General features: G+C 67.0%; 17 protein-coding genes. 9 read left to right on the forward strand and 8 right to left on the reverse strand.

Annotation, left to right across the window (positions count from 1 at the left end; genetic code table 11):
- The first annotated feature begins 50 nt into the window (after positions 1 to 50).
- From ACWF99_RS05335 to ACWF99_RS05355, 5 genes are all read left to right on the forward strand, one after another.
- Positions 51 to 200 carry a hypothetical protein gene (locus ACWF99_RS05335; RefSeq protein WP_378630808.1) on the forward strand — a complete coding sequence of 50 codons (150 nt, stop codon included), beginning with the start codon at positions 51 to 53 and terminating at the stop codon, positions 198 to 200.
- Entirely contained in the window at positions 190 to 690 is a 501-nt protein-coding gene (locus tag ACWF99_RS05340; RefSeq protein ID WP_452534827.1) for a CinA family protein, read from the forward strand. The genes ACWF99_RS05335 and ACWF99_RS05340 overlap by 11 nt, the downstream gene beginning before the upstream one ends.
- A 132-nt stretch (positions 691 to 822) precedes the next feature.
- Positions 823 to 1290, forward strand: coding sequence for an SRPBCC family protein (locus tag ACWF99_RS05345; protein ID WP_452534829.1), 468 nt, complete (start codon positions 823 to 825; stop codon positions 1288 to 1290).
- A gap of 46 nt (positions 1291 to 1336) precedes the next feature.
- Positions 1337 to 1891 carry a type 1 glutamine amidotransferase domain-containing protein gene (locus ACWF99_RS05350; RefSeq protein ID WP_378630804.1) on the forward strand — a complete coding sequence of 185 codons (555 nt, stop codon included), beginning with the start codon at positions 1337 to 1339 and terminating at the stop codon, positions 1889 to 1891.
- Between the two features lie 102 nt (positions 1892 to 1993).
- The gene (locus ACWF99_RS05355) at positions 1994 to 3472 is read left to right on the forward strand and encodes an FAD-dependent oxidoreductase (protein WP_452534832.1); all 1479 of its coding nucleotides are present in this window, start codon (positions 1994 to 1996) and stop codon (positions 3470 to 3472) included.
- Positions 3473 to 3509: 37 nt separating this feature from the next.
- Here ACWF99_RS05355 and ACWF99_RS05360 read toward each other — a convergent pair whose 3' ends face one another.
- The 3 genes from ACWF99_RS05360 to ACWF99_RS05370 form a co-directional block, all read right to left on the reverse strand.
- Positions 3510 to 3710 carry a hypothetical protein gene (locus ACWF99_RS05360; RefSeq protein WP_378630801.1) on the reverse strand — a complete coding sequence of 67 codons (201 nt, stop codon included), beginning with the start codon at positions 3708 to 3710 and terminating at the stop codon, positions 3510 to 3512.
- A gap of 122 nt (positions 3711 to 3832) precedes the next feature.
- Entirely contained in the window at positions 3833 to 4216 is a 384-nt protein-coding gene (locus ACWF99_RS05365; RefSeq protein WP_378630799.1) for a DUF1304 domain-containing protein, read from the reverse strand.
- Complete coding sequence (locus tag ACWF99_RS05370; RefSeq protein WP_378630798.1) at positions 4213 to 4509, reverse strand: hypothetical protein; 297 nt, start codon at positions 4507 to 4509, stop codon at positions 4213 to 4215. The genes ACWF99_RS05365 and ACWF99_RS05370 overlap by 4 nt, the downstream gene beginning before the upstream one ends.
- Before the next feature lie 131 nt (positions 4510 to 4640).
- Here ACWF99_RS05370 and ACWF99_RS05375 point away from each other — a divergent pair, with 131 nt between their 5' ends.
- Both ACWF99_RS05375 and ACWF99_RS05380 read left to right on the forward strand, forming a co-directional pair.
- Positions 4641 to 5222 carry a hypothetical protein gene (locus tag ACWF99_RS05375; protein WP_452534835.1) on the forward strand — a complete coding sequence of 194 codons (582 nt, stop codon included), beginning with the start codon at positions 4641 to 4643 and terminating at the stop codon, positions 5220 to 5222.
- A gap of 94 nt (positions 5223 to 5316) precedes the next feature.
- The gene (locus ACWF99_RS05380; RefSeq protein WP_452534836.1) at positions 5317 to 5871 is read left to right on the forward strand and encodes a hemerythrin domain-containing protein; all 555 of its coding nucleotides are present in this window, start codon (positions 5317 to 5319) and stop codon (positions 5869 to 5871) included.
- 219 nt (positions 5872 to 6090) lie between these two features.
- Here ACWF99_RS05380 and ACWF99_RS05385 read toward each other — a convergent pair whose 3' ends face one another.
- The 3 genes from ACWF99_RS05385 to ACWF99_RS05395 form a co-directional block, all read right to left on the reverse strand.
- Positions 6091 to 6630: a DUF6328 family protein gene (locus ACWF99_RS05385; protein WP_452534838.1), complete on the reverse strand. Its 540-nt coding sequence runs from the start codon at positions 6628 to 6630 to the stop codon at positions 6091 to 6093.
- A 580-nt stretch (positions 6631 to 7210) separates the two neighbouring features.
- Positions 7211 to 7567 carry a hypothetical protein gene (locus ACWF99_RS05390; protein WP_452534840.1) on the reverse strand — a complete coding sequence of 119 codons (357 nt, stop codon included), beginning with the start codon at positions 7565 to 7567 and terminating at the stop codon, positions 7211 to 7213.
- A 224-nt stretch (positions 7568 to 7791) separates the two neighbouring features.
- Positions 7792 to 8883: an alpha/beta fold hydrolase gene (locus ACWF99_RS05395; protein WP_452534842.1), complete on the reverse strand. Its 1092-nt coding sequence runs from the start codon at positions 8881 to 8883 to the stop codon at positions 7792 to 7794.
- Positions 8884 to 9051: 168 nt separating this feature from the next.
- Here ACWF99_RS05395 and ACWF99_RS05400 point away from each other — a divergent pair, with 168 nt between their 5' ends.
- Both ACWF99_RS05400 and ACWF99_RS05405 read left to right on the forward strand, forming a co-directional pair.
- On the forward strand, positions 9052 to 10449 hold the full coding sequence (locus ACWF99_RS05400) for a sensor histidine kinase (RefSeq protein ID WP_452534844.1): 1398 nt from the start codon (positions 9052 to 9054) through the stop codon (positions 10447 to 10449).
- 23 nt (positions 10450 to 10472) lie between these two features.
- Positions 10473 to 11114 carry a LuxR C-terminal-related transcriptional regulator gene (locus ACWF99_RS05405; protein WP_378631445.1) on the forward strand — a complete coding sequence of 214 codons (642 nt, stop codon included), beginning with the start codon at positions 10473 to 10475 and terminating at the stop codon, positions 11112 to 11114.
- An 18-nt stretch (positions 11115 to 11132) separates the two neighbouring features.
- Here the strand turns inward: ACWF99_RS05405 and ACWF99_RS05410 are convergent, their stop codons facing one another.
- Both ACWF99_RS05410 and ACWF99_RS05415 read right to left on the reverse strand, forming a co-directional pair.
- On the reverse strand, positions 11133 to 11630 hold the full coding sequence (locus tag ACWF99_RS05410; protein WP_452534846.1) for an SRPBCC family protein: 498 nt from the start codon (positions 11628 to 11630) through the stop codon (positions 11133 to 11135).
- Positions 11627 to 12280 (reverse strand): TetR/AcrR family transcriptional regulator, encoded by a 654-nt coding sequence (locus ACWF99_RS05415; RefSeq protein ID WP_378630786.1) that lies wholly within the window; start codon positions 12278 to 12280, stop codon positions 11627 to 11629. Before ACWF99_RS05415 ends, ACWF99_RS05410 begins: the two co-directional genes overlap by 4 nt.
- Position 12281 lies beyond the last annotated feature (1 nt).

Here is a 12281-nt window from a genome sequence, read left to right on the forward strand (position 1 = left end):
TCTGGACGTAGGGCCACCGCATCGACTATCCCGGCGCCGAAGGAGGACCCATGGGTACTCGCGACATCATCGCGCAACTACGACAGGACATCACCACCGCCAGCGACGCTGGGGACGAACGCACCGCCCAACGGCTTCGCAACGAATTGTCGAAGGCCATGGAAGAGTCCGGCGATCGATCCGACAGCAATGCCGAATGACACGGCGAACCAGCTCGCCGCTCTCGCCGAACAGCATGGGTTGACGGTAGCCGTCGCCGAATCGTTGACAGCGGGCCAGGTGGCCGCTGCCCTCGGCGCCGCACCGGATTCGGCGGTGTGGTTTCGAGGTGCGGTCGTCGCCTACGCCACCGACGTCAAACGGCACGTGCTCGGGGTTCCCGATGTGCCGGTCGTATCCGAGACCGCGGCGAAGGCGATGGCAGAGGGCGTGCGTTCGCTGATGGACGCCGACATCGCCGTCGCCACCACCGGAGTCGGCGGACCCGAACCACAAGACGGGGAGGACGCCGGTTCCGTGTGGTTCTGCGTGGCTACGCGCGGCGACGCACAGGCCGGTCACCGCCAGTACGACGGAGATCCCGCCGAGGTTGTCGGCCGGTCGGTGCAGTACGCACTCGAGCTGCTGCTGTCGACGGCGACAACGCTGACACGATCAGCTCCTGTGTCGGTGGCCGATAACCGGGTATAGCCCGGTATCGCGCACCTTGGCTGCTGGGGAGCTGTCCACCAGTCGATGCTTCTCTCCGAGCGTTCCGGCAGGAGCGGGTACGCGCCGATGTGACCGAACGAGGACAACGCGGCCGAGGAGGCGATCCACGACATGGTCCAGGTAACGCGCACGATCCATGCCCCGGTGGAAGAGGTGTTCGCGGTGCTCGCCGATGGATGGTCCTATGCGAGTTGGGTCGTCGGCGCCTCCCACATCCGCGGCGTGGACGACACATGGCCGGAGGTGGGAGCTCGCATTCATCACAGTGTCGGACCGTGGCCGTGCACCATCCAGGACACGACGGCGATCCGCGCCATCGACCCGTCACACAGCATCGAACTCGACGCCCGGCTCTGGCCGATCGGCGCCGCGGTAGTCCGGGTGGAGCTACGCGCTATCGACCCCACATCGTGTGAGGCCGTGATGACCGAACGCGCCGTTCGCGGACCGAGTCGATTGGTGCCGCACGCGGTCCAGTCGCTGCCGCTCGTGCCGCGTAATCGCGAATCGTTGTCGCGGCTCGCCGACCTCGCCGAGGGCGGCTACCGGGGTGCGAGAGCCGAGGGCCGCGACGCGTGACGGCAATACCCACGAACGCAACCCCATTCATCCGAAGGAGTGCACGGTGCCTCAGCAGCCACTGACCGGAAAGCGCGTCGCCATCCTGGCCACCGACGGAGTCGAACAGGTCGAACTCGTCCAGCCACGCGCCGCCGTCGAGGACGCGGGCGCCACGACCGCGTTGCTCTCCTTGGCGAACGGCGCCATCCAGGCCATGAACCACGACGTCGAGAAAGGCGACACCTTCCCGGTGGACCGACGCGTCGCCGAAGCCGCCGTCGACGACTTCGACGCGCTCCTGCTCCCCGGCGGCACCACCAACCCCGACAAGCTCCGCCAGGATCCCGCGGCGGTCGCCTTCGTCAAGGAGTTCGCCGCCACCGGCAAACCGATCGGCGTCATCTGCCACGGTCCGTGGATTCTCGTCGAAGCCGACGCCGTCCGCGGCCGTACCCTCACCTCCTACCCCAGCGTGCGCACCGACATCCGTAACGCGGGTGGCACCGTGGTCGACCAGGAAGTCGTCGTCGACAACGGTCTGGTGTCGAGCCGAAATCCCGCCGACCTGCCCGCCTTCTGCGCCAAGATCGTCGAGGAGTTCGCCGAGGGCAGACACTGAACTGGGCGCACCGCGGCTTGGCGGCAGTCCGCCTGGTGCCGGGTATCGCGATCGCTGTCGAATTGCATCGTTTCGTTCGGCGTATCGGGGTATGCGGCCCGCATGACATCGTTTTGGTTAGCAGGTACGCCGACGCCGACCCGGCTTCCGCTCGCCGGCGACATCGAGGTCGACACCGTGGTGATCGGTGCCGGGATCGTCGGACTGACCACCGCCTTGCGCCTGGCCGAGCAGGGCCGCGAGGTCGCCGTCCTCGAGGCACGCCAGATCGGCGCCGTGACAACCGGCGCGTCCACCGCGAAGATCTCACTGCTGCAGGGAACCCGCGCGCAGGCGATCGCCCGCCGGCACGGCATCGCCGTTCTGTCGACGTATCTGGCCGCGAATCAGGCGGGCTTCGACTGGCTGCTCGACTTCTGTATCGACCACGAGATCGCGACTCAGCGCGTTCCCGCGGCCACCTACGCACAGAATGCCGGCGAGTTCGCGGCGGTCCGCGCCGAGTACGAGGCCACCCGCGCGGTAGGACTGCCCACCGAGCTGATCGACGAGTTCGACGTCCCTTTCCCCACGCGCGGCGGTGTCCGGCTCAGGGAGCAAGCGCAGGTCGATCCGGTCGCGGTTCTCACCGCGCTCGCGGCCGACATCGAGGCGAGCGGCGGCAGGATCTTCGAATCGACGCGCGCGCGGCGACTTCGCCGACGCGAAGGTCGCGTGGTGATCGGCACCGATCAGGGCGAGGTCTCGGCGGCGAACGCAGTCGTGGCGACCGGATCACCGGTGTTCGACCGTCTCGGCCTCGCGGCACAACTCACGGCCCAGCGGTCCTACCTGGCCGCGTTCCAGGTTCCGGGTCCGATTCCGCAAGAGATGTTCATCAGCGCCGGTCGGCCGATCCGTTCGCTGCGCTGGTGCCCCACCGAGGCCGACGATGTCCTGCTGGTCGGTGGTAGCGGCCACGACGTCGGCCGCGTCGATTCCGAGGCCGATCACGCCCGGGAATTGCTGGACTGGACGAATCGCTGGTTCCCCGGCGCGCAACTCCTCGATCGTTGGTCCGCGCAGGACTACCACCCGATCTCCGAACTGCCCTATGTCGGCGCGGTACAGCTCGGTGCCGACGAGGTGCAGTGCGCGACCGGTTTCGCCAAGTGGGGCATGACCAACGGCGTCGCCGCCGCACTGGTGTTGGCCGGCCGGCTGACCGAGCGGAAGCCCACGTGGTCGCGAGCCTACGACGGCTGGCGTTCCGGTGCGGTGAAGTCACTGGTCGCGGGCGTGCAGGCCAATACCGCAGTGGCACGGCACATGTCGACCGGATGGCTGCACCTGCTCGGCACCGACGCGGGAACGACGCCGCCCGAGGGAGAGGGCAGGGTGGAACGTCGCGGCCTGCACCCGACCGCGCTGTGCACCGTCGCCGGTGCGACCCACACCGTGTCGGCGGTCTGCACACACCTGCGAGGAATCCTCAACTGGAACGACGCCGAGAAGACCTGGGACTGTCCGCTGCACGGGTCGCGCTTCGCACCGGACGGCGCGGTGCTGGAGGGCCCAGCGACCGCACCGCTCCCGCACTGATCGTCCAGCGCGTTGCCGAACTGCTGCGCCGGGCCGATCAGGTCCGATCGTCGTCGGTAATTTTGGTACGCCGACTGGACTCGTCGCTCTCGGGAGTCAGGGTCAGCGCGTCCTGCGGGTCGAGGCCTGCCGACGCGGACCACTCGCCTCGCAACCGCTGGATCGCGGCCTCCTCGCCGCCACTATCGGCGAGCTCGATGTCGCGACGCCACTGAGCGATGATGTCCAGGGGATCCATGAACTTCTCCTCCTCCGACGATGTGATGACCCGCACGCGCGGCCGGCGGCCGCATCGTCGTGTTACCTCGAAATCCGCGTCCCAAACAGCCGCGCGCCGAGATCGGGTCGTGGATGACGCGCTCAGAGCCGGGCGATCACCAAGGCGGCGCAACCGATCAGTGGTGGTACCAGCTGGATCAGGGCCGGACGCGCCTTGTCCGGTGAGGATGCGAGCAGCACCACGCCGGCAGCCACCATCGAACCGGCCCCGGCCAGCACGAGCGCGAGCCCGATTCCCTTGTCGCCGAAGGCGGTGAACCCCATGCCGATCGCCGCCACGACGGCCAGGAAGAGGTTGTAGAACCCCTGGTTGAAGGCCATTTCCTTGGTGGCCTCGGCCTCCACGGCGGATATTCCGAAGGTCGCTCGCGTCCGCGCCGACGTCCACTGCAGCGACTCCATCACGAAGATATAGCCGTGCAGCAGCACAGCGACTCCGGTGAAGATCAACCCGATCGCGGTCATCGATCCGCCTCGCCCGGGCTTCCGGCTTTGCCTTTGCCTTTGCCTTTGCCCTGGCCCTTGCCTTTCCCTTTGCCCTTCCCCTTACCGTCGGCGTCGCCCTCCGGCTTACCGCCTTCGTCGCTGTCGCCGATGGCTTCGGCTGCGCGTTGGCCCATCTGGGTGATCGCGGCGCCCTCACCGAGTTGCAGCTGTGTCAGGGCAAGTGATCGGGGCGCAGCGGCCGCTGTTCCGGCCGCCAGGAAAGCGATGGTGACGCCGATCGCCACGGCGGACGCGATTCTGTGAGTCGACAACGTGTATCCCCTTCTCATCGTGGAAGTGGTACGTCGGAGATGAACCGATCCAGCCTATAGGCGGCAACACCCATCCGCGGGTCTGCGCGCAGCGAAGTCCGTCGCGATTGCGCACAACCTTTGGAGGATCTGTGAACACCGAACTCGACGAGATAGCCATCGTGAGCACCGTGAAGGCCGGACACCGTGCACTGCGTGTACAGGTCGCCGATCCTCGCCAAGACCACGCAACACAGGGTTGGCGGTGTACTTATCGCGTTGTCGGCAGCCCCGTTCGCGAAGCGCGCGGACCGGATAGGCTGGCCGCCATCTATGCCGCGTTGATCGACATTTCGCACGCCGCGACGCTCGTCGGCTCGTCGGGCCGCCCCGACGACTCGGACCGCTCGCGAGAACCCGTGGACCCTCCCCTCCCGGTAGGCGGCCTATCCGCCGCGAAGGCCCGCGAGTTCGGTCCTCCGCTGGCGGCCAAGGCCGTGCACACCACCGGGGGTCCCGTGGTGATCACGCTCGGACGACCCCGCCAAGACCCCGATCGAACGCACACGTTTCTGTGCCCCTTCCGGATCGACGATCGCACCGAAGCCTTCGGACAGGGGATCGATGAGGTGCGCGCGGTGATCTCGGCGGTCCGCGGTGTGGGCTCCATCCTGGGTATCCCGCTGGACTGGCCAGCGCCGCGCACCGCCTCGCGAGGACAACAACGGCGCTGACCAGGAAGGCAGCGGCAGTGCGTTATCGTCGGCTACCGACGACGTAGCCGGCTGCCCGGACCATCCATGCTGACCTGACAATCAGGGAGGAATCGTGGACATTACCCAGCTGATCCTTGATGACCACCACGAGCAGCGGCGGCTGTTCGCGATCTTGGAACAGATCGATCGCACCGACACCGGTGCGCTGTCATCGATCTGGGACAGACTTGCGGCCTTCCTCGAGCTACACGCGCAGGCCGAAGAGGAGATCTTCTACCCCGCGTTGCTCGAGACGGGTATCGCGGCCAGACGCATGAGCGCGGTGGAGGACGAGACGCTCGATGCCATCCACGATCACAACGAGATCAGAGACGCGGTGGCCGATGTCGCGCATCATCCCGTGGGCACCGATGACTGGTATGCCGCCGTCGCGGCGGCCAACCTCGCCAACAGCGACCACATGGCAGAGGAAGAACGCGAAGGCCTCACCGAATTCCGCCGGTTGGCCCCGGTATCGCAACGCCACCGGCTGGCTGTCACTTTCGCCACCTACGAGGCGCGCCACTACGCCGTGTGCGCCCGGTCGACAAGGACCCCGACAGTTATGTCCGCGCCGTGGAGAAGCGGGAGCCCTTGGCGAACGGATCGCTCGCCGTGGGCAGTCTGAAGCAGAACTGAATCGAGACGTCGAGAATCAGCGGTCCTGTTTCGACCTGATTCGCCCGGGTATCGCGCGGTTGTAGATCGAACCACAGACCGCCGCCGGGAACAGGATGGCCGACCTCCTGACCGGCGGGCGGGCGGTTGCCGGGGCCAGCGCGTCCCGTTCGGGCGCTGTCCCACACGACGGCCCCGGCAACCGCCAACCACTGCGTCGGCCGAGAAGTCAGTGTTCGGGCGGGTCGGGTCGTTCGGCACCGGGCTGCTGGTCGTCGAAGGCGTCCTGGGCTGGTCGGCGACGTGCGAACCAGGGTCGAACCAGCCAGGTCCCGATGAACAGCGCACCGAACACCACCCCCGCTACCGCCGCCGCGACAGGGCCCGCCACGACATCGAAGAGCAGCACCGCCACTCCGACGAGTGCAACGCCGAGCAGTATCACCCCGGTGAGCGCGAGTTGATTCGACGCCGAGACCAGCCACGCGAGCTGATGCCGGCGAAACAGCAGCCGATGCGCGGCCACGGGCGCCACCAGCAGCGCGGTCGCGCAGATCGAGGCGGTGAGAACGACCAGGTACAGCACCCGCATCGACGTGCTCAACGATTCGAATCGAGGCTGGAACGGCAGCACCATCAGAAACCCGGTGAGCAGCTGAACGCCGGTCTGCACCACGCGCAATTCCTGCAGCAGTGATGCCCAGTTGCGGTCGAGCCGCTGGATCTCGGTCTCGCCACGAACGCGCTGATTCCAGGAAGAGTCGTCCATCACCAGACCCTCCTGTCTCAGCGCTCCGAATACGGTCCATCGCCGAGCCGAGAACGCAGCTTGCGGTGGTGACTCGAGAACGCGCCGCCTCCTCCACCGAAGTGGTCACCCCAGTATTCACCCAGTTCTGAGTTCCATGGGCATTTACAACAGGACGGTCACAACGCCTGACAGCCGACTACTCGCGTGCTCAAATGGGTATTACCAGCCGCTCTTGATAACGCAGGAACAGCCGGGACACCGTGAATCCTGCCGGTGCCGAGGGAATCCCGCTCGGGTGTAGTAGTCCAACCGGATCACCGGCCACAATCCCGCAGCGTCGGCGAAAGCACAGTTCCAGAAAGACCGAGGAAGTTGTTATGCGCTATTCCGACCATCTCGCACTCGACTTCGTTGATCCCCTGCCCGAATCGGAACCTGAAGCACCATGCGTCCTCTGGCCCGAACCCAGTCCGTTGCAGTCATGGTGGACCGAAATCATGGGCGGAATACCACGACCTCGTCAGTCTCCGACGGCAAGAAGCCGGATCGGCGGCCGAACATCGTCGCGACTGCCGCAGCCCTGAATGCACCGACAGAGCTACGCCGCGATCGTGCCGGCCCCGATAGCCAGGTAGGCCGTCATCAGAATGAACAGAAACCAGCCCGCGCCCTGCCATGTCCGCCACGAGTTGCCCGCGCGCCACCGCTGGTAGGTCCGGATGAACGCGCCGATACCGCCGAGCAGCACAACTGCCGAGGGGCCGATCACGATGGCCGATTCGGACGGGGTGTCACACAGGTGTGTCTGCGCGTCCGCGCACGCACCCCGATTGGCCGCCCACACGTTCACGGCGGCGAAGACAAGAGCCGCGACACCCACCACACAGACGACGTAGAGCGCGGCCCGCCGGTATTCCCCGTCGTCGGACCCCCGCCTTTCGACATCGTCGGCCATCAGCAACGCCGCGAGACAGTCGACAACTCCGAGCTCCTAGCCCACCCGGATTCGGCGATCTTCGGCATCACAACAGCCTTTCTGATCGTGGTCTCCCTTCGCGCTACCCGCGCAGGAACATCCGAAACAGAGATCGACACCGACCAAGCACACATCGACGTCGAGGTCGACGTGCTCGAAACCCGGGCGATGCGAGACCGACGAGGGAGTCAGCGTCGTCCGGCTTAGTTTTCGTCGAGGAATCTAGAGATCTGTTCGATGACGGCGATGGGTTGCTCCTGTTGGACCCAGTGCCCGGCGTCGGGTACCAAATAGGTACCGGTGAACTGCGCGCAGACGTCTTCCGCCATGGTGCGTAATGCGCCGGGCGATTGCCAGATACCCCAATCGCATCGGCCGGCAATGAATTGAGTGGGCACTTCGATTCGCGGGACGGTTGGGGTTTCTGTGATCGGCAGGGTGAGAGCTTTGTACCAGTTGAGTGGGCCCTGGAATTCTGTGCGACCGAATTCGCGAGCGTAGAAATTCAGTTCTTCGTCGGTGAGCCAGGCACAGTCGGCCCGCTCCTGTGGTGAAGGTAAGTGCGGCGCTACTGTTTCCGGCATGCCGACGCCCGCGTCCATGACGTAGTACCGCGGCAGGAGTGCCAAATCGGCCGCAGTCGGTCCCGGGAGTTCTCCGGCGTCCGCGTTGCCCGGCCAGTCGGCGCTCTTCATGTGGAAGTACGCCCGCAGAAAGTCGGCGATCCCTTGCGGGGCGTGCAAGATGTCTGCGGCGCTCGAGGTTCCCGCGAAATAGTGCTGATAGTGCCTGCGCGGTGGCGACAGCGCGCGCAGGGCGTCGTCGAGTTCGGTCGAGGACTTGGGTATTCCCGCACCGGCGAACGGCGCGCTCATCATCGTCAACGAGCTGATGACTTGTTCGCCGCCGAGCGTGGCCCATCCGGCGACAACAGAGCCGAAGTCGTGCCCGACCAGATGCGCCCGGTCATAGCCGAGTGCGCCGACGAGACTCAGCGCGTCGCGGGCCAGGTTGCCGGTTCGGAAGGACGCCAGGTCGGCGACATCGCTGCCCGTAGTTCGGCCGTAGCCGCGTTGATCAGGGGCGACCACGTGAAATCCGGCGTCGGCCAGCGGCGCCAAGACCTTGCGCCACGAGTACGCCAGTTCGGGGAAACCGTGCAGCAGCACCACCAGCGGACGACCGGAACGGCTGTGGCCGGCTTCGAGAAGGTGCACGCGCAACCCGTTGACGTCGTCGACGAAACGAGACCTCACCCCATCCGCCAGCCCCGGAAAGTCGACATCCTGGCCCATAACGCCCTCCTCCGGCTGCGAATGTGGTTGCGCCGCATTCAAACACGGACGCGAACAATCCGGCCAGCGGTCGTTCACCCTCGAACGCGCGATGGTGTAGCTCGCTACACCATCGACTCGGTGGACAGCTCGATCGTATTTCCGGCCCGCGACGACAACCATGGAGTCATGACCGAGACACCAGCCGAGCAGACACTCGTGGTCGACATCGCCGGCGAACCCACCGTGGCGCTCGATGCCAGGCAGGAGACACCGCAGCGCCGGAGGGGCCCGCTGGGTGCGATCCTGCGCGCACCGTTCGAGGCCAGGACGTGGAAGGAGCTCACTTATCTGGTCCTGTCGTTCGTGCTGGGCTGTGCGGCCGTGTGCTACCTGTTCTTCGGGTTCGGCGGCGGGCTGTACGCGTCGATCGTGCTGATCGGTATTCCGGTGCTGGCGGGGGTGCTGCTCGGCGGGCGCGTCTGGGGCCGGATATACCGGTTCCTCGGGCGCGGGCTGCTCGGCGCCCACGTCGAATCACCACCGGATTTCACCAGGTCGAGCGGCTTTTTCGGCTTCCTGAAGAGTGCGTTCACCGATCGGCCGAGCTGGCGGGCGGTGTTGTTCCTGCTCGCGCAGTCGGTGCTCGGTGTCGCGGTGGGCTGGGTCGTCCTCGTGATGATCGCGATGGTCGGGTTCACGGCTGTCTCGCCCATTCCGTGGGCGCTGCTCGATCCGGTGCAGGTAGACGACAACGGCGTGGAACACCACAGTCTCGCGCAGTTCGGAACGTTCTACATCGATACCTGGCCGCGGGCGCTCGCAATGTCCGGGATCGGCATCCTGCTGTGCTTCGCGCTGCCGTGGCTGATCCGGGCACTCTGCTGGGTGCATCGGATGCTGATCGTGCACCTGTTGGCGGCGACACCGCGCGACCGGCAACTGGCGCAATTGCGGGCCAGCAGACGCGCCGCGGTGGACGACGCGACCACCACCTTGAGCCGGGTCGAGCGCGACCTGCACGACGGCACGCAGGCGCGGCTGGTCACCATCGCCATGGCGTTGGGCAGGGCCGAAGAACGCCTGGCCGCGGGCGGCGACGCCCGTGACCTCATCGCCGAGGCGCGCGCCAACTCCAAGGAGGCGCTCACCGAACTGCGCGAACTGGTGCGTGGCATCCATCCACCCGCGCTCGAACTCGGCCTCGGCCCGGCCCTGGAGACGCTCACCGCCCGCTGCGCGGTGCCGGTCGACCTGCGTGTGCAGATCCTGCGGCGACCGAGCCCGGCCATCGAGGCGATCGCCTACTTCTCCGTCGCCGAACTACTCACCAATGTGGTCAAACACGCGCACGCGAACCGGGTGGCGGTGTCGGTGCTGCCCGACAGTCTGCGATCCATCGCGGTCACCGTGCGGGACAACGGAATCGGCGGTGCGCCCCGCCCCGGCACGCAGACCGTCACCGGCAGTGGGCTGGCCGGGCTCGCCGCTCGTGCTCTCGCTGTCGACGGCACGCTCACCGTCGACAGTCCCGCCGGTGGGCCTACCGTGGTGACCATGATCCTGCCGAACGAGGGCCCGCAGTGACCGCGGGCGGTGCGCACGGACCGTTGCGGGTGGTGATCGCCGAGGACAGCGCGATCCTGCGCGACGGGCTGGCCGGGCTGCTCACCGAACGCGGACACGAGGTGGTGGCGATGGTCGGCGACGCGACGTCGCTGAGCGAGGTCGTCGACGCCCACCGGCCCGATGTCGCGGTGGTGGATGTGCGGATGCCGCCCAGCTTCACCGACGAGGGTCTGCTGGCCGCCATCGAACTGCGCAGGAAGTATCCGGATACCGGCGTGCTCGTGTTCTCGCAGTGGATCGAAACCCGATACGCCACAGAGCTTCTCGCCGCCGGCGCCAGCGGCGTCGGCTACCTGCTCAAGGATCGCGTCGCCGACGTCGGTGACTTCGTCGACGCGCTGCACCGGGTCGCCACCGGCGGCACCGCACTCGATCCCGAGGTGGTGAGTCAGCTGATGGGTGCGTCCCGGCAACAGGATTCGCTCGCCCGGCTCACCCCGCGCGAGCGGGAGGTGCTCGAACTGATGGCGCAGGGCCTCACCAACAACGCCATCGCCACCTCGCTCACCGTCACCGAGCGGGCCGTCGAGAAACACATCGGCAATATCTTCACCAAACTCGATCTGCCGCCGTCGGATACCCGCCATCGCAGGGTGCTGGCGGTGCTGCGGCTCAAGGGATGAGCCGCAGACGACCTACCGTCAGACGGCAGGGCCGCTGTTCGGTGCTGTCGCGGCGACACTGCCCGCGATGCCCTTGGCGATGGAGCCGGTGATCCGCTCGGTCACCGCGCTCGTCGAGCGCAGCAGCAGTTGCAGTGCGGGCTTGCCCTCCACGGCGAAGGTCCACGTCAGCCGGGTTCCCGTGGCGGTCGGCGTCAGCTCGATGTCCTCGGCGAAGCGGCGCAGGCCGGGGATCGAGGCGAAGTCGACGGTAAAGGTCATGCGCCGCTGGTCGTCCCAGCGGTAGAAGCGTTCGGTCAGCGCGGCGATGCGCCCGAGGGTGACGACACGGCAGGTGCCGACGCCGAACGGGCGCGGTGTGGTCCACCGCATGCCGGTGACCAGCCCGGACCACGACACCAGGGCGTCGTCGGCGGTCAGGGCCGCCCACACCGCCGACGGCGGCGCGGGAATGTCGATGATGTGGACGTAGCGGTTCGCCGCGCTCGCGAGGAACGTGTCGTCGGATTCGGTCAATGCGAAAGCCTGAGCCATGACTGTTCTTGTTCTTCCTGTTGTCGATCGACTGTCGATAATCCGTTCCAGCACAGGGCGGCCGCGGTGTCGACCGCGTCGCTTTTCGAGATCGGCCGCCCGGCCTCCAGCCAGTGACCGGCCGTGAGGCGGCTGATACCGACCAGCGCCCAGGCGTGCATCTCGGCTCTGGCCTCGTCCACACCACCCGCGCGCAATTCGACGCTCACCAGGGCGGCGCAGTCGCGCATCGCGGTGTTTACCCGCCATTCGACGGACGGTTCGCTGGGCACCGGCGATTCGAACACCAGCACATACCCGCCGACGTCGTGTTCGACGAAGTCGAAGTAGGACATCACCGCCCGGCGCACCCGCCGCCGCGGATCGGTGTCGCGGGCGACCGCGGCCCGGACGCCGTCGACCATCCGGTCCAGATTGTGCTGCAGCACAGCGAGATACAGATCGAGTTTGCCCGCGAAGTGGTCGTAGAGCACCGGTTTGCTGATCCCGGACCGCGCGCTGATCTCGTCCATCCGGGCGCCGTGATAGCCGTGCGTGACGAACACGTCTTGCGCGGCGGCCAACACCGCCTGTCTGCGGCGGGCCCGCGCGGCGGGCCCCCGCAGACCGAGCGGCGCAGTGTCGGTTCGCACC

It is taken from the genome of Nocardia sp. NPDC055002 (assembly GCF_053608825.1).